This window comes from Rhodococcus sp. 05-2255-3B1 (assembly GCF_002258545.1).
GTDB lineage: Bacteria > Actinomycetota > Actinomycetes > Mycobacteriales > Mycobacteriaceae > Rhodococcoides.
In genome coordinates this window covers 630,106-650,459 of the sequence record NZ_NOZC01000007.1, presented here as the reverse complement: position 1 = coordinate 650,459, position 20,354 = coordinate 630,106, and the positions used below count along the sequence as shown (strand labels likewise).

The 20,354-nt window shown below is 65.5% G+C and carries 18 protein-coding genes; 12 read left to right on the top strand and 6 right to left on the bottom strand.

The window, feature by feature from the left end; all coding sequences use genetic code 11:
* Positions 1-88: 88 nt before the first annotated feature.
* Positions 89-1,459: an SLC13 family permease gene (locus CH249_RS07350; protein WP_094646516.1), complete on the bottom strand. Its 1,371-nt coding sequence runs from the start codon at positions 1,457-1,459 to the stop codon at positions 89-91.
* Positions 1,460-1,653: 194 nt separating this feature from the next.
* Between CH249_RS07350 and CH249_RS07345 the strand changes: the two genes are divergently transcribed.
* The 7 genes from CH249_RS07345 (at position 1,654) to CH249_RS07315 (ending at position 10,999) form a co-directional block, all read left to right on the top strand.
* Positions 1,654-2,352, top strand: a complete 699-nt coding sequence (locus tag CH249_RS07345; protein ID WP_045198123.1) for a FadR/GntR family transcriptional regulator — start codon at positions 1,654-1,656, stop codon at positions 2,350-2,352.
* Between the two features lie 172 nt (positions 2,353-2,524).
* Positions 2,525-3,718, top strand: a complete 1,194-nt coding sequence (locus CH249_RS07340; RefSeq protein WP_094681656.1) for an acyl-CoA dehydrogenase family protein — start codon at positions 2,525-2,527, stop codon at positions 3,716-3,718.
* Positions 3,719-3,755: 37 nt separating this feature from the next.
* Positions 3,756-4,964 (top strand): acetyl-CoA C-acetyltransferase, encoded by a 1,209-nt coding sequence (locus tag CH249_RS07335; RefSeq protein WP_094681655.1) that lies wholly within the window; start codon positions 3,756-3,758, stop codon positions 4,962-4,964.
* 35 nt (positions 4,965-4,999) lie between these two features.
* A complete protein-coding gene (locus tag CH249_RS07330; RefSeq protein ID WP_094681710.1) occupies positions 5,000-7,174 on the top strand; it encodes a 3-hydroxyacyl-CoA dehydrogenase NAD-binding domain-containing protein in 2,175 nt (724 codons plus the stop codon).
* A gap of 28 nt (positions 7,175-7,202) precedes the next feature.
* Positions 7,203-7,832 (top strand): TetR/AcrR family transcriptional regulator, encoded by a 630-nt coding sequence (locus tag CH249_RS07325; RefSeq protein ID WP_306436613.1) that lies wholly within the window; start codon positions 7,203-7,205, stop codon positions 7,830-7,832.
* A gap of 132 nt (positions 7,833-7,964) precedes the next feature.
* The gene (locus CH249_RS07320) at positions 7,965-9,512 is read left to right on the top strand and encodes a long-chain fatty acid--CoA ligase (RefSeq protein WP_094681654.1); all 1,548 of its coding nucleotides are present in this window, start codon (positions 7,965-7,967) and stop codon (positions 9,510-9,512) included.
* Positions 9,509-10,999 carry an aldehyde dehydrogenase family protein gene (locus CH249_RS07315; protein WP_094681653.1) on the top strand — a complete coding sequence of 497 codons (1,491 nt, stop codon included), beginning with the start codon at positions 9,509-9,511 and terminating at the stop codon, positions 10,997-10,999. Before CH249_RS07320 ends, CH249_RS07315 begins: the two co-directional genes overlap by 4 nt.
* Positions 11,000-11,003: 4 nt before the next feature.
* On the opposite strand, the gene CH249_RS07310 is transcribed toward CH249_RS07315, so the two are convergent.
* The 4 genes from CH249_RS07310 to CH249_RS07295 are packed head-to-tail and all read right to left on the bottom strand — an operon-like array spanning position 11,004 to position 14,486.
* On the bottom strand, positions 11,004-11,666 hold the full coding sequence (locus CH249_RS07310; RefSeq protein WP_094681652.1) for a class II aldolase/adducin family protein: 663 nt from the start codon (positions 11,664-11,666) through the stop codon (positions 11,004-11,006).
* On the bottom strand, positions 11,666-12,601 hold the full coding sequence (locus tag CH249_RS07305; RefSeq protein ID WP_094681651.1) for a carbohydrate kinase family protein: 936 nt from the start codon (positions 12,599-12,601) through the stop codon (positions 11,666-11,668). Before CH249_RS07305 ends, CH249_RS07310 begins: the two co-directional genes overlap by 1 nt.
* Positions 12,598-13,077, bottom strand: coding sequence for an SRPBCC family protein (locus CH249_RS07300; RefSeq protein ID WP_032395463.1), 480 nt, complete (start codon positions 13,075-13,077; stop codon positions 12,598-12,600). Before CH249_RS07300 ends, CH249_RS07305 begins: the two co-directional genes overlap by 4 nt.
* On the bottom strand, positions 13,059-14,486 hold the full coding sequence (locus tag CH249_RS07295; RefSeq protein ID WP_094681650.1) for an FAD-dependent oxidoreductase: 1,428 nt from the start codon (positions 14,484-14,486) through the stop codon (positions 13,059-13,061). The genes CH249_RS07300 and CH249_RS07295 overlap by 19 nt, the downstream gene beginning before the upstream one ends.
* 137 nt (positions 14,487-14,623) lie before the next feature.
* Here CH249_RS07295 and CH249_RS07290 point away from each other — a divergent pair, with 137 nt between their 5' ends.
* Positions 14,624-15,235: a TetR/AcrR family transcriptional regulator gene (locus CH249_RS07290; RefSeq protein WP_094646591.1), complete on the top strand. Its 612-nt coding sequence runs from the start codon at positions 14,624-14,626 to the stop codon at positions 15,233-15,235.
* 12 nt (positions 15,236-15,247) lie between these two features.
* Here CH249_RS07290 and CH249_RS07285 read toward each other — a convergent pair whose 3' ends face one another.
* Positions 15,248-15,820 carry a TetR/AcrR family transcriptional regulator gene (locus CH249_RS07285; protein ID WP_094631930.1) on the bottom strand — a complete coding sequence of 191 codons (573 nt, stop codon included), beginning with the start codon at positions 15,818-15,820 and terminating at the stop codon, positions 15,248-15,250.
* A gap of 113 nt (positions 15,821-15,933) precedes the next feature.
* On the opposite strand from CH249_RS07285, the gene CH249_RS07280 reads away from it, so the two are divergent.
* From CH249_RS07280 to CH249_RS07265, 4 genes are read left to right on the top strand one after another with little or no spacing between them, the layout of a single operon-like run.
* Entirely contained in the window at positions 15,934-16,848 is a 915-nt protein-coding gene (locus tag CH249_RS07280; RefSeq protein ID WP_032395475.1) for a metal-dependent hydrolase, read from the top strand.
* A 17-nt stretch (positions 16,849-16,865) separates the two neighbouring features.
* Complete coding sequence (locus tag CH249_RS07275) at positions 16,866-17,954, top strand: PDR/VanB family oxidoreductase (protein ID WP_256988169.1); 1,089 nt, start codon at positions 16,866-16,868, stop codon at positions 17,952-17,954.
* A 17-nt stretch (positions 17,955-17,971) separates the two neighbouring features.
* Positions 17,972-19,507 carry an NAD(P)/FAD-dependent oxidoreductase gene (locus CH249_RS07270; RefSeq protein ID WP_094681649.1) on the top strand — a complete coding sequence of 512 codons (1,536 nt, stop codon included), beginning with the start codon at positions 17,972-17,974 and terminating at the stop codon, positions 19,505-19,507.
* Entirely contained in the window at positions 19,504-20,337 is an 834-nt protein-coding gene (locus CH249_RS07265) for an SDR family NAD(P)-dependent oxidoreductase (RefSeq protein WP_094681648.1), read from the top strand. Before CH249_RS07270 ends, CH249_RS07265 begins: the two co-directional genes overlap by 4 nt.
* Positions 20,338-20,354 lie beyond the last annotated feature (17 nt).

The following is a 20,354-nucleotide window of genomic DNA, read 5'->3' as shown; positions in this document are numbered from 1 at the left end:
GGGCCTTTGCCCAGCTCAGACGCGTGATGGCGGCACGTCGAACACACGTGCCGCCATCATCGAGAACCGCATCCGAGCTACTGTCGAGCTACATCCAGCCGGGTACCACCAGCAATCCCCAGGCGACCAGTGGACCGATGACCACAACCAGAGCGCTGTACTTGAGGATCTGCTTGTAGAACACATCTCGGTCGATGTCCTGGGCGTTGGCGAGCACCAGGGCTCCGTTGGTGGAGAACGGGCTGACGTCGACGATGGTCGAGGCGATGGACAGGGCCACGATGACACCGATAGCGCCTACTTCACCCGCGAGCAGGAACGGAACGGCCAGCGGGATGGTGACGCCGAGGATCGCGGTGGACGACGCGAAGGCCGAGACGATGGCACCGATGTAGCAGAGCAGCAGCGCCACCAGGAGCGGGATACCGATGCTCGCGACCGAATCGCCGACGTATTCGACAGTTCCGGCTTCCTGCAGGACCCCGACGAACGTGAGTACGCCGCCGATGAGCAGAACCGTCGACCAACTGATCTGGTTGATCGCACCCTTTTGCGCCTTGGGCGATGCGAGAGCGAGAACCACGGCCACCGTCATCGCGATGAAGCCGACGTCGAGATCGAGCACGAGGGCGAACAGGGCCAGCGAGGCCAGGCCGACGAGCGTGAGAATCTGATCGAAGGTGATGGCCTTGACCGCGGTGGCCAAGGGCGGCGCATTCTCGACCGTGACCGTCTGACCGGACGGACGAGGCGTCGAGGAGCCGAAGCCGCGCATGACCGTCCGAGAACCCGAGCCGCCGACGCCGCCCGAGTCGCCGTCGGGACGACTGCCGTCCTCGTCGTGCACGCTGCGTCCGATGAGGGAGCGGCCACCGAGGAACATGAACAGCAGCGCACCGATCGCGGCGTTGAAGAACAGGCTGCCGAGGAAGAGTGTGAGCGGACTGTTGACGAGTCCTGCGTTGGCGGCGATGTTGTTGACCGTGACGCCGTAGATGCTGATGGGCGAGAATCCGCCCGCCTGCGCGCCGTGGATGACCATCATGCCCATGAGCAGCGCGTTGATCTTGTAGCGCGCGGCAAAGCCGAGCGCGATCGGGGCCACGATGGCCACCGCGGCGGGCCCGAGCGCCCCGATGGAGGTCAGGACGCCGGTGATGCCGAACATCACCCAGGGGATGAGCGCCACCCTGCCACCGACGAGTCGAACGGCTCCGCGGACCAGCAGGTCGACCGTGCCGTTGTTCTGCGCGATGGCGAACAGGTAGGTGATGCCGACGAGCGTGAGGAAGAGACTGCTCGGGAAGCCGGCAATGATGTCGTCGGCCCCCATGCCCACGGCAAGTGTTCCGACGAAGAACGCCGCCACGAACCCCAACGCACCCATGTTCACGGGGAACACGGTTGCGGCGAGGAACATGACGACGAGCGCAAGGATGGGTATCAACTCGGTCGACATCGAAGGTCTCCGGTCCGTCTGTGGTGTCACCCGAGCGGTTGCCCAGGATCTCCAGTGGCTAATTGGACTGACCACTGAGTCATTAAGGACTCAACCAGTGAACTGGATCACTTGTCAATACTTGCCATGACCTGAGTCACCGGTTACCGGACAGTTAAGGTGGAGTTCCAGAGGAGCAGAGAGCGAGTGACACAGTGGCTGAGCAAATTCGCCCCGTGACCCGACCACGGCTGTACGAGGTCATCGTCGAGCAGCTGTGCAAGCACATCGCCGATCGCGACATGAACCCTGGCGATCGACTTCCACCCGAGCGCGAACTCGCCGGCCACCTGGGAGTCAGCAGAGCGTCGCTGAGTCAGGCCCTCGTTGCACTCGAGGTGCAGGGCATCCTCGCCGTGCGCCACGGCGATGGGGCGGTACTCGTCCGACGACCCGTGGGCGACATGGCAATTCGCGCCTTGCGCGAGCACGCCGATCGACTGCCCGAGGTGATCGAAGCCCGAGAGGCACTCGAGGTCAAGCTTGCCGAACTGGCCGCAACGCGGCGCAGCGACGACGAGATGGCAGCCATCGACCACGCGGTGTCCGTGATGGCCACCGAGATCACCGACGGCGATCGCGGAGACTCCGGCGACGAGCTCTTCCATCACGCCATCACCGAGGCCGCGCACTCACCGCTGCTCGCTCGCCTGATGGGCGAGATCGCCGAGCTGATTCGCGAGACCCGCATCGAGTCACTGTCGCAGTCCGACCGCCCACAGGCCTCGCTCGAGCATCACCGACGCATCGCCGAGGCCGTGCGCAATCAGGATCCGGCCGAGGCGGGCCGGGCAATGGCCGACCACATCCGACTCGTCTCGGACGTCGCGCTACTGCGATCGGTCGACGGCTAGAGAACTCCCCGCCGAGCTCGAAGTCATGGATGAATTCTGACCCGAATCCGTCCATCACTTCGAGTTCGGCAGCTCGGGCAGCACCCATGGTTGACATCCGCGACATCGTCGCGCCATCATTATTGGCACAGCGCCAATAAACCACAGTCGCGCTTCGAGCCAAGGACCCCCCATGACTGCACTCGCAGATCGCTCCACCGACGACCTCACCACCGAGCTCGCCGACGTGCGCCAGCTCGCCCGTGGATTCTTCGAGAAAGAGGTCGCACCGCACCGGGAGGAATTCGCGGCGGCCGGACGCCCCAGCCGCGAGGTCTACCGCACCGCAGGCAGCCTCGGGCTGCTCGGCATGTCGGTACCCGAGCAATACGGCGGAGGCGGCGGCGACTTCCGACACGAGGCAGTGCTATTCGAAGAACAGGTTCGCGCCGGCGACTCGGCCATGCAGCTCGGCGTACACAGCGGCATCGTTCCGCATTACATCCTGGCCTACGCGTCCGAGGAGAAGAAGCAGCGGTGGCTGCCGAAACTGTGCTCGGGCGAATGGATCGGTGCCATTGCCATGACCGAACCGGGCACCGGATCGGACCTGCAAGGCATCACCACCCGCGCCGTGCGTGACGGCGACGACTACGTGGTGACCGGCGGAAAGACGTTCATCTCCAACGGAGCTCACTGCGATCTGCTCATCATCGCCGCCAAGACCGATCCGTCCGCGGGAGCCCGGGGACTGTCATTGCTCGTCGCCGAGGTCTCCGATGACACCGAAGGTTTTCACCGCGGACGCGTGCTGCACAAGATCGGCCAGAAGGGCCAGGACACAGCCGAACTCACCTTCGACGGCCTTCGCATTCCCGCCGCGAATCTGCTCGGGGGCGGGAGTGGAGCCGGCAGGAACGACCAGGAAAGTCATGAGGGTCGCGGTTTCGCGCAGTTGATGCAGCAGCTCCCCCAGGAACGCCTGATCTGCGGCATCGCCGCCGCTGCGATGATCGACGCCGCCGTCGCGCAGACCGTCGAGTACACCAAGTCGCGCAGCGCGTTCGGCAAGACACTGTTCGATCTGCAGAACACCAAGTTCGAGCTCGCCGAATGCGCCACCATCGGCCGCGTCGTGCGCACCTTCGTCGACGACGCCATGGCACAGCATATTTCGGGCACACTCGACGTCACCACGGCCGCAATGGTCAAATACTGGACCACCGACCGACAGTTCGAGGTGGTCGACCGGTGCCTGCAGCTCTTCGGTGGGTACGGCTACATGGAGGAATACCCCATCGCCCGCATGTTCGTCGACGGACGCATCGCCCGCATCTACGCCGGTGCCAACGAAGTCATGAAAGACCTCATTTCCCGTTCCTTGTAGAACTCGGTAATTCTGTAGCCCCCAGAAAGGCACCATCATGGAGGCATTCCTCTACGACGCAGTGCGCAGTCCACGTGGCCGCGGCAAGAGCTCCGGCTCACTGCACACCGTCAAGCCGGTCGATCTGGCCGCGAACACGTTGTCCACGTTGCTCTCTCGACACTCCCAGCTCGATCCGGCCCTGATCGACGACGTCGTGCTCGGTGTCGTCACCCCGGTCGCCGATCAAGGCTGCGACATCGCCCGAACCGTCGCGATGGCGGCCGGCCTACCGGACAGCGTGGCCGGCGTTCAGCTCAACCGCTTCTGCGGATCGGGGCTCGAGGCCGTCAACACTGCGGCGCAACGTGTTCGGTCCGGATGGGATCGGCTCATCGTCGCCGGTGGCGTCGAATCGATGTCTCGTGTGCCGCTCGGGGCGGATGGCGGCGCGTGGCCGTGCGACCCGCTGACCAACTACGGCAACTACTTCGTCCCACAGGGAGTCAGCGCAGATCTCATCGCAACGATCGAGGGGTTCGATCGGGACGAGGTCGACGCCTACGCGGTACGTAGCCAGCAACGAGCGGCGCATGCCTGGTCGATGGGTCACTTCGAGAAGTCGGTCATCCCCGTCTTCGACGCCAACGGCCGGCTGATGCTCGATCACGACGAGATCATGCGACCCGAGACCACCACTGCCGATCTCGCCGCCCTGACGGCATCGTTCGCACAGATGGGTTCGCTCGCCGGGTTCGACGCCGTCGCGATGCAGAAGTACACCGAGGTCGAGCGCATCGATCACGTACACCACGCCGGTAACTCCTCCGGAATCGTCGACGGCACCGCGATGGTTCTCATCGGCTCCGAAGAGGCCGGTCGCGCAGGCGGATTGACCCCACGCGGACGCGTCGTGGCCGGGGTCGTCGCCGGATCGGACCCGACGCTGATGCTCACCGGCCCGATTCCGGCCACCCACAAGGTGTTGGCCGCGGCGGGACTCGGTCTCGACGACATCGCGGTGTTCGAGGTCAACGAGGCATTCGCTTCGGTGGTGCTCAACTACGCGAAGAAGCTGGACATCGACCACGAGCGCATCAACGTCAACGGCGGCGCGATCGCGATGGGCCACCCACTGGGCGCAACGGGAGCGATGCTCACCGGAATGGCTCTCGACGAGCTCGAGCGCCGGGGCGAGCGCTATGCGCTGATCACGCTCTGCATCGGTGCCGGAATGGGCGTCGCCACCATCATCGAGCGCCTGTGACCACCCCCGCGCTCGAACAACGACCCGAGGACACGATGACTACCTCTGCTGCACTGACGACGTCGACGATCACCGGCGAGATCGGGACCGACCGCGTACTCGTGGTGACGATCGACGACCCGACGCAGTCGACCAACACCATGAACACCGCGTTCGGTGAATCGCTCGGTCGGACCGTCGACTGGCTCGAAGCCAACGTCGATGACTACGACGGCATCATCGTCGCCTCGGGAAAGGATTCGTTCTTCTCCGGTGGTGACCTCGAGTTGTTGCGCGACGCGGGCCCCGCAGACCATGCACGCATCGCCGATGCCCTCGACTTCACCAAGGACAAGTTCCGTCGGCTCGAGAAGCTGGGCAAGCCCGTCGTCGCTGCACTCGGCGGCACCGCGCTCGGTGGCGGCTTCGAGATCGCGCTGGCCTGTCATCACCGAATTGCCGTGAACAGAGGCAACTCTCGCTTCGGCCTTCCCGAGGTGACCCTCGGTCTGCTCCCTGGCACGGGCGGCGTCACCCGAACGGTGCGGATGTTCGGAATCGTCGGCGCATTGACACAGGTGGTGGGCCAGGGCCAACGCTACCGGCCGGCCAAGGCACTCGAGATCGGGCTGATCGACGAGGTCGTCGACACCCACGAGCAGATGATGGCGAACGCACGTGCCTGGATCGTCGCCAATCCCGTTGCAGTACAGCCCTGGGACAGGAAGGGGTTCGAGATTCCCGGCGGCACCGCGGCCTCACCCGCGTTGGCTGCTCAGCTGCCTGCCTTCGCGGCCACCGTACGCAAGCAGGTCAAGGGTGCACCCATGCCCGCACCCATCGCGGTGGTTGCTGCCGCGGTGGAAGGGTCGGTGCTCGACTTCGAGTCGGCGTCGATCGTGGAAACCCGACACTGCACGGCACTCGCCTGCGGTCCGGTCTCGGGCAATCTGATCCAATCGATGTTCTTCGATCTCGGATCCATCAACAAGGGCGGCTCTCGTCCGAGCGGCGAACTGCACCGGGTACCCGAGAAGGTGCTGGTGATCGGTGCCGGGATGATGGGTGCCGCCATCGCCTACGTCGTCGCGTCGGCCGAGGTTCCCGTCGTACTGCGTGATATCTCGATCGAATCCGCCGAGCGTGGAAAGGATTACGCGCGTTCGATTCTCGGCAAGGCCGTCGCGACGGGGCGCACGACCCAGGCCGACGCCGATGCGGTGCTCGCTCTGATCACACCCAGTTCCGACGCGGCCGATGCCGAGGGGTGCGATCTGGTCGTCGAGGCCGTGTTCGAGGATCCCGCCGTCAAGCAGGGCGCGTTCGAGGCCGTCGAGAAGTATCTGACCGCCGACGCACTGCTGTGCTCGAACACCTCGACCCTGCCCATCACCGAGCTGTCGACGGGAGTCTCGCGCACCTCGGACTTCGTCGGCACGCACTTCTTCTCTCCGGTGGACAAGATGCCGTTGGTGGAAATCGTTGTGGGAGAACACACCAGTGATTCCACTCTGGCCCGCGCATTCGACTTCGTCCGTCTGATCGGCAAGACGCCGATCGTCGTCGGAGACAGTCACGGCTTCTTCACCACTCGCGTCATCGGCCGGTTCATGGACGAGGCGATCTCGCTGGTCGCGGAGGGCGTGCACCCCGCCACCGTCGAGCAGGCCGCTCTCCAGGCGGGCTACCCGTCCGGTGCGTTGGCTCTCATGGACGAGATCTCGTTGACCCTGTCCAGGCACATCCGCGAGGGCATGGCGCAGGCCGCCCGCGCCGAGGGTCGACCGTGGATCGTGTCGAATTCGTATGCTCTGGTCGATCGGCTGGTCGACGAGTTCGATCGGCCCGGCCGCAAGGGCGGTCGCGGCTTCTACGAGTACGCCGAGGACGGCACCAAGGCGGGGCTGTGGCCGGGCCTGGTGGAGCACTACCACCGCCCCGATCATGGAATTCCGTTCGAGGACATGATGGATCGGATGTTGATCGCACAGTCCCTGGACTCGGTCGCATGCCTGGACGAGGGAGTCCTACGCACGGTCGCCGATGCGAACATCGGCTCCATCCTCGGCATCGGCTATCCCGCCTGGACCGGCGGGGTGCTGCAGTTCGTCGATCAGTTCGACGGCGGGCCGCAGGGGTTCGTACATCGAGCCGACGAGCTGCGGGCACGGTACGGCGATCGGTTCGTCGTACGGAGGTCACTGCGCTCGCGCACCGAGCGGTACCTCTGACGCCTCACGGAGTCGGCTCGGTGCGATCATGAGAACCATGCCGGCTGCAAGTACACCCAAGTGGAATCGACTCGAACCGGACGAGCGTCGGACACAGATCCTGGCCAGCGCCGTTCGGTTGTTCGGCGACAAGCCGTACGCCGAGGTGTCGATGTCGGACGTCGCCGCCTCGGCCGGCGTCGCCCGCGGGCTCATTCACCACTACATCGGCAGCAAACGCGATCTGTACCTCGAGAGTGTTCGATTCCTGGTCACCGTGCCGCCGATCGAGGACGTACATCTGCCCACGGGCTCACTCGAGGAGCGGGCACGTGGCAGTGTGCACTGGCTGGTGGGGGTGATCGAGACACACGGCACGGCATGGGTGTCGATGGCGAGTGGTTCGGGTGTGGACGAACAGGTGGCGCAGATTCTCGACGAGGCCGACGATCTGGCTGCCGAACGCGTGCTCGATGCAACGGCATTCGAGGGCAGAGGCGGTGACCGTCGCATCGCGACGTCTGCGGTGCGCGCGTTCGGCGGCATGGTCAAGGCAGCGGGCCGCGAGTGGTTGGTACGCGGAACACTGACCCGTGAACAGGTCGAGACTCTGCTGACGGATGTGCTCGTCACCGTTCTCGCAACCGCACGTTCCTTCGACGACGCTCGGGAACGTTAGCAAGACAACCGTTTTCGCGGAATCGCCAGCCGGGTCGCCCTACACCTCCACTATTGACACAGTGCCAACAAGGTGGAACTGTGACGGTATTCACCCGGGCGCCCTCGCCCCCTCTCGCACAAGGGACTCGACATGTATCTCACCCAAGGCCTGCATCGCTCCGCCGCAACGACTCCGAACCGCGCAGCGACGGTGTTCGGCGATCGCGTTCGTACCTTCGCCGAACAGATCGACAGAGTGGCACGACTGGCGGCAGGCCTGCACTCCATCGGCGTCGAGTCCGGCGATCGAGTTGCGATACTGGCGTTCAACAGCGACCGTTACTCGGAGTACCTGCTCGCGGTGCCGTGGGCCGACGCCGTGCTCAACCCCGTGAACATCCGATGGTCGCCCGTGGAGGTCGCGTACGCACTCAACGATTCCGACACCAAGGTCCTGCTGGTCGACGACACCTTCGGTGCGATGGTCCCGGCACTGCGCCCGGCATGTGCCGGCCTGCAGACCATCGTCTACTGCGGAGACGGCGCCACCCCCGAGGGCATGGTCTCGTACGAGGACCTGGTCTCGTCCCACGATCCCGTCCCCGACGCCCGCCGTAGCGGCGACGCACTCGCAGGACTCTTCTACACCGGCGGCACCACCGGCTTCCCCAAGGGCGTCATGCTCTCGCACGCGAACCTCGTCACCTCCGGCCTGGGAACGGTGGCGACCGGACAGCTGCTCGACGACGCATCGATCCTGCTCCATGCCGCTCCGATGTTCCACCTCGCCGATCTGGCCGCGTGGGTGGGGCAGGTCATGCTCGGCGGTACCCACGTCATGGTTCCGTTCTTCGAGCCGACCGCCGTCCTCGGCGCGATCGCCGAGCATTCGATCACCGATGTGTTGTTGGTACCGACGATGATTCAGCTTCTGGTCGACCACCCCGCATTGAGCGAGTTCGACACCTCCTCGCTCAGTCGTGTGCTGTACGGAGGATCCTCGATCTCCGCAGGCGTCCTCGAGCGCACCCTGGCACGCCTCCCGCAGGCCCGTCTCACTCAGGCCTACGGCATGACCGAGCTCGCACCGGTCGCATCCCTGCTCTGGCCGGAACACCATGTGGGAGAACGCATCGGCTCGGCCGGTCGCGCGGCCCCGCACTCGGAGATCCGGATTCTCGGCCCCGACGACGAGCAGTTGGCCACCGGATCCGTCGGCGAGATCTGTGTTCGCGGTGGACACGTGATGCTGGGCTACTGGAACAAGCCGGACGAGACCGCCGCGGCCGTTCGCGACGGTTGGATGCACACCGGCGATGTGGGCTACCTCGACGCCGACGGATTCCTGTTCGTCGTCGATCGACTCAAGGACATGATCATCACCGGCGGCGAGAACGTCTACAGCGCAGAGGTCGAGAGCGCACTGAGCCGCCATCCCGCCGTCCTGGCCTGCGCCGTGATCGGTGTGCCCGACGGCGAATGGGGCGAGCGCGTCCACGCCTGTGTCGTGTTGGCCGATGGCACCTCGCCGACGGTCGAAGAACTTCGCGATCACACCCGCAGCTACGTTGCCGGATACAAGACCCCGCGCACCATCGAGTTCGTCACCGCGCTGCCCATGAGCGGCGCGGGAAAGATCCTCAAGCGCGAACTGCGGGACGCCCACGTGGCGAAGGACGCGCTCGGAGCGTCCCTGTGACCAGCCAGGTCCAGGCGCGAACCACGTTCGATTCCTTCTCCCCCATCGACGACGGTCCGGTCGCCTCGTTCCCCGTCGATGGGGCGGAGTCCGTCGCGCGGACGGTCGGACTCGCGCGAAAGACGCAGCGCACATGGGCCTCGCTGCCGCCACGTTCTCGCGCCCGACACCTGCGGTCCTGGCGACACGAAATCTGGAGTCATCGAACCGAATTCGTCGATCTCATTCACCGCGAGAACGGCAAACCCGCCGACGATGCACTGCTCGAGATCGTACTGACCCTCGAGCACATCGCGTGGGCGGAGAAGCAGGCACCGAAGCTCATGCGGTCGCGCCGAGTCGGCCCCGGGTTGCTGCTCGCGAACTACTCCGCTCACGTGGAGACGGTGGCACTCGGTGTCGTGGGCGTCATCGGTCCGTGGAACTACCCCCTGTATGCACCCAACAGTGCGATCGGTTCGGCGCTGGCAGCAGGTAACTGCGTGGTGTTCAAGCCGAGCGAATACACCCCCACGGTTGCGGCCCGATACGTGCGCGCGTTCCACGAAGCCAATCCGTCTCTGCCACTGGGCATTCTGTCGCTGGTGACCGGATACGGCGAGACCGGTGCCGCGCTGTGCCGCTCGGGTGTGGACAAGATGGCGTTCACGGGCTCGACGAGAACCGGCTCGAAGATCATGGCCACGTGCGCCGAGACGTTGACACCGGTGGTCGTGGAATGCGGCGGCAAGGATCCGGTGATCATCGCTGCGGACGCGGACATCGCGGCAGCAGCCGAGGCGGTGGCCTGGGGTGCATTCACCAACAGCGGCCAGACGTGCGTCGGAGTCGAGCGGGTGTACGTGGAGCGGAGTGTCGCAGCACAATTCACCGGCGCTCTCGTGCAGCATGCGCGCTCCATCCGGCCCGGTGGTGATGCGTCGGCCACCTACGGGCCGATGACGATGCCCGGCCAGATCGACATCGTTCGACGCCATCTCGCCGACGCCGAGGCGGCAGGTGGTCGAGCACTGATCGGCGGACTGTCCTCGATCGGGGAGCGATTCGTCGGGCCCACCGTGTTGGTGGACACCCCCGAGAACTGTTCGGCCGTTCGCGAGGAGACCTTCGGCCCCACGGTCACCGTACGTGAGGTCGACAGCATCGACGAGGCGATCGAGCTGAGCAACGATCATCGGTACGCTCTCGGCGCTTCGGTGTTCTCCCGCAGGCAGGGCAAGGAGATTGCGGCGCAGCTGGTGTGCGGTCAGGTCACCGTCAATTCGGTGATCGCGTTCGCCGGAATGGGATCTGTTCCGATGGGCGGCGTCGGTGCCAGCGGCTTCGGGCGGGTACACGGCGACGAGGGGTTCGCCGAGTTCTGCCGCACTCACAGCCGCGTCACGAAGCTGTTCGACGTCCCCGGATTCGAGCTGGTGACGCTCCACCGCAAGCGCTGGGTCATGCCGCTGATCGACCGCCTGCTCGCACTCCGTCACCGTCGGTGATCGGTCAGTCCTCTGCGCGCCGCGAGGTGGTGCCGTACGACCGGCGCACCACCTCGTCGAGGGTCGCCGCCAACTGCGCGTCGGTCATGGCACGTGGCGTCGCCACTGCGCCGGCGGACAGATACACCCCGCACAGCCATTCGAGCAGTTCGATGTTCGACAGTGCGGCCGCGAGATCGTGACCGGTGGCCACCGATCCGTGATGGGCCATGATCACCGCCGACCTCGAGCGCATCGCGGTCACCACCAGGTCGGCGAGCTCGGCCGTACCGAACGGCGCGAACGGCACCACCGGAACCCTGCCGCCGAGGGCCAGCTGCGCGTAGTGAACGGGCGGCAGTTCGTCCGCGACGAGCGACAGTGCAACGGCCGCCGAGGAATGCGCATGCACGACGGCACGAACCTCGGACGACGCGTAGATGCCGAGGTGCAGACCCAGTTCCGAAGTCGGTTCACCTGGTCCTGCGCGGACGATTCCGTCCGTACCGACGAGTGTGACGTCCTCGATCGTCGCGTCCGCCAACACCAGCCCGGTCGCCGTCACCGCCACCACATCACCCGCGCGTGCGCTGACGTTGCCTGCGGTCCCGAGAACCAGGCCCTTGCGTGCCAGTTGCCGGGCGGTCTCGGCGACGGACTGCCGTAGCTCCTCCACGTCGACCGACATCAGACGGTCCGGCAGGTGCGTGCGAACGTCCGAACGTACTCGAGGTCGTAGGTGCCGAAATCGGTACCGAGTCCCTGCGCAACCTGAGCCGCGGTCGCATTGCCGAGTTCGGCTGCCTCGACGACGTTCATGCTCAGGGACAGGCCGCGAACGAACCCGGCCGAGAACGCATCTCCGCATCCGCTGGTGTCCACCACGTCCACGGAGAACGCGGGGACCTCGACGACACTGTCGGTCGTGACGACGAGAGTGGGCGACGCACCCGCGGTGGCCACCACGCAGGACGCTCCGAGCTCGAGCAGTCGACGACACCCGTCCTCGACAGTGGCGCAGCCGGTCCAGCCGAGGACCTGCTCGTCGTTGGGCAACAGGTAGTCCACATGGGGCAGCGCGGCCGCGAACGCACCGAGCCCTTCCGGAACGGACGGGGCCAGGCTGTCCACGGTGACGACGACACCGTCCTCGTGGGCGCGGCGTGCGATGTCGCGCGCGGTGTCCGGTCCGTAGAACTCGGGCCCCCCGAGATGCAGGAAGTCGACGTTGTGAAACATGTTCCACGGAACATGCTGAGCCAGATAGCCGTTGGCTCCGATCACGTGCAGAGCCGGTCGGGATCCGTCCGGCCTGATCGGCAGTACCGATGCCGAGGTCTGGACCCCGTCCATGCGGTGAACGAGGGAGACGTCCACTCCGTCGTCGATGAGGAGCTGCAGTAGGAACGTGCCTGCCGAATCACCACCGACCACTCCCGCGGTGTGTACCGCGGCACCCAGTCGGGACAGCACCAGTGCCGTTCCCGCGGCCGTACCCGCGGCCGACATCGCGATCTGCTCCGCCAGGACCGCCGCCTGACCGTCGGGAATCTCGGTCACCGGCCGCACCAGAGTGTCGAGTATGTGCACCCCCAGGGTGAGGACCTCCGCCGGTGCTCTCATCGGATCGTCGCAGTTCGCTCGGAGAGAATCAGCGCCTCGAGGTTGCACATCGAGACGTCGAATCGTGCGGACATCCCGGCGGTCGCGATGGGCCGCACCACACGCCCCATCCAGCTCGGTGCAACATCGAACCAGAATTCGAAGGTCATCGCGGTGGAGGTCCCGCCGGCGAGCGGCGCGAAGCGAAAGACGTTCGCCACGTTGACGAGTGGCGCGAAACCCTGACCCGAATCGATTCGCAGTCGGTTCGGTTCCAGCTCCCGGACGGTCCATGTGGCGTGAGTGGTGAAGCGGCCGAGCGTCGCCACCTCCTCCGTGTACACACCACCTGTGCGTGCGGTGCCATGATGAGCGATGACCGACCGGACGTCGGTGACCCACTCTGCGTACCGACCGGTGTCGGCGGTCAATGCCCACACTTCCTCGGGGCTCACCGAGAGGGTGCGATGGGCCGAGACTACGAAGCGTTGTTCCACGAGAGTTCTCCTTCGGTCGAAAGTAGTGCTGCTGCTGCGTTTTCACCCGATCGCACGGCCCCGTCCATGTACCCGTTCCAGTAGTCGGAGTGTTCGGCTCCTGCCCACTGCACTCGGCCGAACGCAGTGTCTCGCCACCGGCCGAGTTCGGTCAGCACTCCGGGGGCAAGCACGGCGGTGGGCCCGCCGCAGGTCCAGTGCTCGCGCGTCCAGTCGAGCTCGATCCATTCCGTCGGTTCGAGTGCGCGCGGCCCGACGGCGGAAGCGAAGGCGCGCAGCACCTCGCCGCGTCGTTCGGCGTCGGTGCCGTCCGACCAGTTCCGGCCGCCGCGGTGGCGGCCGCCCCAGGTGCCGACGAATCCCATCAGCACTCCTTGGCTTCCGTCGGGTGGTGAGTTGTCGAACATCGAGGACACCGGTACGTCGCTGTCGCGAAAGAGCGCCTGGCCGGAGAGCCCGCTCGCGCGCCAGAACGGTTCGGGGTACACGGCCTCGCACTTGGCCAGGCCGCCGAAGTTCATTCGCTGGAACAACGCCTCCTGGGGTGCGGGAAGCGCAGGGCTCCAATCGATTCGGGTGGCCAGAACGGGCGGAATCGCGACGACCGCCGATCGAGCGATCCATGATTCGGTGTCGCTGCACACCACCACGCGATCCGGATACTGCTCCACACGTCGAACCGGGGTGTCGAGCCGGACGGCGTCACCGAGCTGCTTCGCAATTTCGATGCAGATCGCCTGTGAGCCACCGAGGAATCTCCACTGTTGTGCTCCACCGGCGACACTCATCAACCGATCGACGGTACCGGGGGTGTACTCGTTTCCCGCCCCGGCCACGTACGCCAGGCCGAAGAGCGCCGATGCGTCGGCGGACGTGCCACCGAACACCGAACCGAGCAGGATGTCGAGCAGTTCCACGCCACCGGCGGTGGCCGAGTGCCTCCGGGCCCAGGTGGCGAGAGTCTGGGTGTCCCACTCGCGTGCTCGGGTTGCCGACCACGGTCGGTCGACGGGAATCTGCTTGGCAGCCCGATCGATTCGCGCCACGAGCACACCGACGTCGGGTAGCGCCGCCAGATCCGGCGGCACCCCGCCGTCGAAGCGTCGAGCGTTTCCGTTCTTGACGTACATGCTCGATCCGGTGTCGTACGCGGGGAACGTCCCGACGCCCACCGATGCGGCCAGGCGGAGGATATGGTCCTGCGTCGGACCCACGAACTGCCCGCCGGTCTCGACGACCGAGTTCTCACCGAGTGCGTGGTTGACCGTGCGCCCACCCACCCGGTTCCTGGCCTCGAGGACCTGCACGGTCAATCCTGCGGCCGTCAGTTCCCTGGCGGCGGTCAGACCCGCGAGTCCTGCGCCGACGACCACTACGTCCACGTGCGGGGCCTGCGACATCTCGGTCATGGGTGCTCCTTTCCGGGCTGTTCGATGTAGCGGCGACAGTAACTCAATATTGGCCATCCGGCCAGGATTGACGAAAAGCGCCTGCTGGAGAGCACAGCGGTGGGGTGGAAGACAGCACTCCGACTAACGTTGCAGCCATGACCGAAGAGCGCCGGAAGACTCGATACGCGCGCGGCCGGGAGCGCCGCGACGCGCTGGTCGACGCGGCCATCGGCGTGATCGGAACACGCGGACTCGAACGCGTCTCGTTTCGGTCCGTGGCCGAAACCGCCGGCTTCCCGCCGTCGACCACCAGCTATTTCTTCGGCTCGGTCGGCGAACTCATCGATGCCGCAATCACTCGTATCGCCGAGAACGTGACGGCGAAGGTCACGGCTCTACTCGACGTCGCGAACGCAGGCGGTCTCACTCGCGACGATCTGGCCGACGCGATCATGGACCTCGTCTCGTTGCTGTCCTCCCCCGAGGACGACGACTCTCTCGTCCAGTTCGAGGCGTACCTCGCCGTGCGTAGACGGCCCGAGCTGGCGGATTCGGTGCATCGAATCATGCGGATGATCGAGGAGGCGGCCGAAGCGGCGTTGGGGGCATTCGGGATCGCCGAACCACACCTACCGGCTCGACATTTCCTGGCCCTGATCGACGGCTACACCCTGCACGAGATCGCCAGGCCGACGCCGGGTGGCAATCGGGCCGAACTGAAGGACGCCCTGCTGCGCGTGCTCGACTCGTACGCGCCGCGAGGTTGAGCCCGGATACCGCTAGTCGAGACCTACGAGAAGCGGCACGATGCTGCGGTGCGCGAACGCGAGCAGCTCGTCGTAGGTATCGAGCGGGGCGGCGGCCGAGGGTGTCAGTAGGATCGAATGGACCACGCGCACAACAATTTCCGGTGCGTCCGGCACGGCGAAGGTGTCCGATTCCAGTTCACCCCTGGTGATGTGCGTGGCAGCGTTGATCGCGGTCACGAGCAGTGCCGATGCGTTGGTGGTCAATTGCTCGAGCACCAGCGAGCTCTCGGAGTCGAACATCTTCAAGAGCACAGGGTTCGTTCGCACCGAGTCGATGGTCGTGGCGAATCCGTGTGCCGCCCGATCCGCACGTGACCTCTGTTCGGCAGCCGCAGCTGCCACCGCCGCGAACAGCCGCGACGACTCCCGCGCCATGACGGCCCGAACGAGTTCGTCCTTCGATCCGATGCGGCGATAGACGGTCACGCGATTGATCTTGGCGCGCTTCGCGACGTCGCCGATGGTGGTTCGAGGAATTCCGACCTCACCGAACAGTTCCAAGGCGGCATCGAGAATCGGCCCGTCGTCCCCATCTGGATGCATCGCTCGATCCTATCGGCCGTCCACCGTCTATTCGGTGCAACATTGCAACATACTATGTTGCTATGTAGCATCGCTGGCAGCAGCAGCACGATCTCGAAGAAACGGAGTTTCGAATGTCTCGGAACAAGGCGGGCGACTCGGACGAGCAGTACACGGACGAGTCCTACGCGATAGTGGCGCGCGCGGTGACATTCGACTGGTCCGGAGTTCCACTCCAGTACATCCCCCACGAGTGGTACGCCACCCACTTCTGGAACGTGATGCACCTGGTTCTGCCCGAGGGAGAACGAGCGATGGCGGACGTGTTCGCCCGCGCGCTGCCGTACATCGACGACCGCAGACTGCACGAGGAAGTCGTGGGATTCGTCGGCCAGGAAGCCACGCACGCGTCCTCCCACGAAAGCTTCCGCACCTACCTCGTCGCGCACGGAGTGGACATCGAACCGATTCTGCAGCGCATCCGCTTCGCCGTGGGTGTGGTGTTCGGCGATCACGGCCTCACCGGCCGCGCAGGCAAGGCATGGCTGAACGAGCGCCTCGGAATCTATGCAGCAGCAGAGCATTTCACCGCAGTGGTAGGCGAGTGGCTGCTCGACAATGCCGAATTCGACCGCATCGGCGTCGACCCGACGATGCTGGATCTGCTGCGTTGGCACGGAGCGGAAGAACTCGAACACCGCAATGTCGCATTCGATGCGTTCCAGTACGTCGACGGTGGCGCATTCCGCCGCGCCCGAACCGCGGTGATCGCCAGCGCTGGGTTGGCCGTGCTGTGGTTCAGTACCGCCGCGTACCTGTACCGGAATTCGGTCGCAACGCCACGAACCGGTACGCGGCGGCTGCGCGCCCCGTGGCCGATCGCGTTCGCACGAGCGTCACGCAAGCACCTGATACCGGGCCTGTCGTTCCTGTTCGTGCAGCTCGCCCTGTACATCCGTCCCGGCTTCCACCCCTCGAAGATGGGCGACATCGACAAGGCCGTGCAGTACCTGGCAGTCTCCCCCGCGGCGCTGGCGGCCCAGCAGTGACGACCACAGTGCCTCCGGTGCACAGCCATCTCGGCGAGATCACCGTGACGGCACCGGGACGGGGACTTCGCGCCATCGGTGCCGCGTCCCGTTTCTACGCCAGGCTCGTCACCGATTCGCCGATCGTGACGGCCCTGTCTCCGGCGCGGCCCCGACGAAGCGTCGGATACGAATTCGAGACCGTCGTCGACGATACGATCGACGAGGCCGAGGACGTTCGCTCGCTGCTGCTCTCGCGCAGGGACGGTGCACCACTACCGACATGGCAACCCGGAGCGCACATCGACGTCACCACTCCGTCCGGTTCGGTGCGGCAGTACTCACTCGCCGGTCGACCCGGGTCAGGTGATCGCTACCGCATCAGCGTCCGCAAGATCCCCGGCGGTAGAGCGTCCACCGAGATCCACGCGCTCTCCCGCGGCGCTGTCCTGCGAGTTCGAGGTCCCCGCAATGCCTTTCCGATGGCGGAGGCCGAGCATTACCTCTTCGTGGCCGCCGGAATCGGCATCACCCCCATCCGGGCGATGATCGAACGCGCCGTCCGGGACGGGGCGCGGTGGACGCTGTACTACCACGGTCGCTCTCGGGCGAGTCTGCCGTTCGTTGCCCTACTGCAGCAGTTGGCACTGACCTCGCGCGGGCATGTGATCGTCAAAACCGATGATGTCGACGGGTTTCCGGTTCCGGAGGACATCGTCGATCTCGGGATGGGCAACTCCGCGATGTACGTCTGCGGGCCCGCGGCGCTGTCGGGCAGACTCCGCGACGAGTCCCTCGCCAGTACGGCCGTTCGTGAATTCCACACCGAGTTGTTCGCGCCTGCAGCGGTGGTCGACGGCATGCCGTTCGTGTTACAGCTCGATCGCTCGGGAGACACCATCGAGGTCGGTGCGCAGGAGACCGCTCTCGACGCACTCCGCCGGTCCAGGCCGGATCAGCCGTTCTCGTGTCGGCAAGGCTTCTGCGGAGCGTGCGTCGTCGGTCTCGTCGCCGGACGCGTCGAGCACCGAGATCGCGTCCTGAGCCCGTCCGAACGCGAGAACTCACTCACCCTGTGTGTCTCGCGCGCTGCCGTCGACGGCGAAGCTCTCGTCCTCGATCTGTAGAAGGAGCCCATACCCTCATGCCTGCAACACCATTCGACAGTGCCACGCCCGTACCGCACACCGACGTCGCGATCATCGGCGCGGGCTTCGGTGGCCTCGGGGCCGCGATCAGGCTCGAGCAGGAAGGCTTCAGCGACTTTCTGATCTTCGAGCGCGATACGGCGGTCGGTGGAACGTGGCACGTGAACACCTATCCCGGTGCTCAGTGCGATATTCCGTCGGCGCTGTATTCGTTCTCGTTCGCACCCAACCCCGACTGGACGCGGCTCTACCCACTTCAGCCCGAGATCGAGGCGTATCTCAACGATTGCACCGATCGTTTCGGTATCCGCGATCGCATCCGTTTCGGGCACGAGGTACTCGACGCGACGTGGAACGACGAACAGGCCCAGTGGGTGGTGCGGACGAGCGAGGGAACATGGTCTGCACGCATCCTCATCGGAGCACTCGGCCCGTTCAGTGAACCGGCAACTCCCGACATCGAAGGACTGGAATCGTTCTCGGGCACCGTGTTCCACTCGGCGAAGTGGGACCATCGGCACTCCGCCCAGGGCCGACGCCTCGCCGTCATCGGCACCGGAGCATCCGCGGTGCAGTTCGTTCCGCGTCTGGCCCCCGAGGCCGCGCACCTGACACTGTTCCAGCGGACACCGACGTGGATCCTTCCGCATCCCGACCGGCCGATCTCCGAATCCGGCAGGTCCCTGCTCAGGAAGTTCCCCCGGGCCCAGCGGGCGATGCGCCGCACGTTCGATCTGTTCCAGGAAGCGTTGGTTCCCGGACTCATCGGCCATCGATCGTTGCTCGCACCGCTCACGGCATTGGGGCGCGCACATCTCCGTCGTCAGGTGAAGGACCCTGCACTTCGCGAGAAGCTCACACCTGGTTACGAATTCGGTTGCAAGCGACCGACGTTCTCGAACAAGTTCTACCCCGCCCTGTGCCGAGAGAACGTCACCGTCGAAACCACGAGCATCGCGCGGATCGTGCCCGAGGGCATCGTCACCACCGACGGGACCGTGCACCAGGTCGATGCCATCGTCCTCGGGACGGGATTCACCGTGTCCGGCCACACCGGCTTCCGGCGGATCGTCGGTCGTGACGGAAAGTCGTTGGCGGACCACTGGCCAGACGGGGAAATGTCGTCGTACCGGGGCACCACGGTGCACGGCTTCCCGAATTTCTTCATGCTGCTCGGCCCCAACTCGGTGGTGTACACCTCCCAGGTGGTCACCATCGAGGCTCAGGTGAACTACATCCTTGCGGCACTGCGCGCGATGGACGACAACGCACTGGTGGCGCTCGAGGTCAGCATGCGGGCACAGATCGAATTCGCGGATCACACCGACGAGCGTCTCGCGGGATCGGTGTGGAACTCGGGAGGATGCAGCAGCTACTACCTGAGCCCGTCCGGACGCAACGTGACGTACTGGCCCGGTTCGGTACGCAACTTCACCCGGCGTATGTCCACCATCGAACTACGCCATTATCACTGCCGCAGTGCGCTTTCCGAGGTAGATCCACTGCTCGCGACCAGCAAGGAGCTCGCATGAGCGGCACCATCGAACCCGCGGGAAAGGTGGCACTGGTCACCGGCGGAGCGCGTGGAATCGGAGCCGCGACGGTCGAGAGATTGCGCGCGGCGGGAGCGTCTGTCGCGGTGGTGGATCGAGATTTTCCCGCGGATCCGACCGGTACGGAAAGGACACTTCTGCTCGTCGGTGACGTCACCGATCCGGCAGCGATGGCGGACTGCGTCGCGGCAACGATCGACAGGTTCGGCCGCCTCGACATCGTGATCGCCAACGCCGGGATCACCCCGCCGCCGGCCACCATCAGGTCGATCGACCGCGCCGTCTTCGACTCGGTGATGGCGGTGAACTTCGGCGGCGTCCTCAACATCGTGCGGGCTGCCGCCGACGAGATCGTCGCGAGCGGCGGGCACATACTGCTCGTATCGTCCTGCGCTGCATTCACTCCCGGGATGGGTGGGTCCGCGTACATGGTGAGCAAGGCGGCCGTGGAACAGCTGGGCCGCGCTCTGCGCATCGAACTTGCTGCCGTCGGCGCATCGGCCGGTCTCGCGTACTTCGGAGTGGTAGACACCGATCTGGCACGGCACACCCTCGACGACGACCCGATCGGTCGGCGAATCGGAGGATTTCTTCCGTGGCCGCTGAGCCGACGCCTGCCGTCTCAGCGAGCCGCCGAGTTGCTCGTACACGCGGTCCAGACCCGTCGGGCACGATTGATCGCCCCTGCCGTGTGGACTCCGTACTTCTGGTTCCGGGGAATGCTCAACCCGATTCTGGAACGCAGGCTCGTCCGGGACCGTCGGGTTGCGCAGATCATCCGGGATCTGGAGGAGACACACGCACGCTGACGTTCCGCAGGCGCGTG

Bases quoted from the DNA above. Each gene is read 5' to 3' on its own strand.
- CH249_RS07285 (WP_094631930.1), bottom strand. From the start codon at position 15,820: ATGCATCCAGATGGGGACGACGGGCCGATTCTCGATGCCGCCTTGGAA.
- CH249_RS07290 (WP_094646591.1), top strand. From the start codon at position 14,624: ATGACCGAAGAGCGCCGGAAGACTCGATACGCGCGCGGCCGGGAGCGC.
- CH249_RS07305 (WP_094681651.1), bottom strand. From the start codon at position 12,601: ATGAGAGCACCGGCGGAGGTCCTCACCCTGGGGGTGCACATACTCGAC.
- CH249_RS07340 (WP_094681656.1), top strand. From the start codon at position 2,525: ATGACTGCACTCGCAGATCGCTCCACCGACGACCTCACCACCGAGCTC.
- CH249_RS07325 (WP_306436613.1), top strand. From the start codon at position 7,203: ATGAGAACCATGCCGGCTGCAAGTACACCCAAGTGGAATCGACTCGAA.
- CH249_RS07265 (WP_094681648.1), top strand. From the start codon at position 19,504: ATGAGCGGCACCATCGAACCCGCGGGAAAGGTGGCACTGGTCACCGGC.
- CH249_RS07335 (WP_094681655.1), top strand. From the start codon at position 3,756: ATGGAGGCATTCCTCTACGACGCAGTGCGCAGTCCACGTGGCCGCGGC.
- CH249_RS07295 (WP_094681650.1), bottom strand. From the start codon at position 14,486: ATGACCGAGATGTCGCAGGCCCCGCACGTGGACGTAGTGGTCGTCGGC.
- CH249_RS07270 (WP_094681649.1), top strand. From the start codon at position 17,972: ATGCCTGCAACACCATTCGACAGTGCCACGCCCGTACCGCACACCGAC.
- CH249_RS07320 (WP_094681654.1), top strand. From the start codon at position 7,965: ATGTATCTCACCCAAGGCCTGCATCGCTCCGCCGCAACGACTCCGAAC.
- CH249_RS07350 (WP_094646516.1), bottom strand. From the start codon at position 1,459: ATGTCGACCGAGTTGATACCCATCCTTGCGCTCGTCGTCATGTTCCTC.
- CH249_RS07280 (WP_032395475.1), top strand. From the start codon at position 15,934: ATGTCTCGGAACAAGGCGGGCGACTCGGACGAGCAGTACACGGACGAG.
- CH249_RS07330 (WP_094681710.1), top strand. From the start codon at position 5,000: ATGACTACCTCTGCTGCACTGACGACGTCGACGATCACCGGCGAGATC.
- CH249_RS07310 (WP_094681652.1), bottom strand. From the start codon at position 11,666: ATGTCGGTCGACGTGGAGGAGCTACGGCAGTCCGTCGCCGAGACCGCC.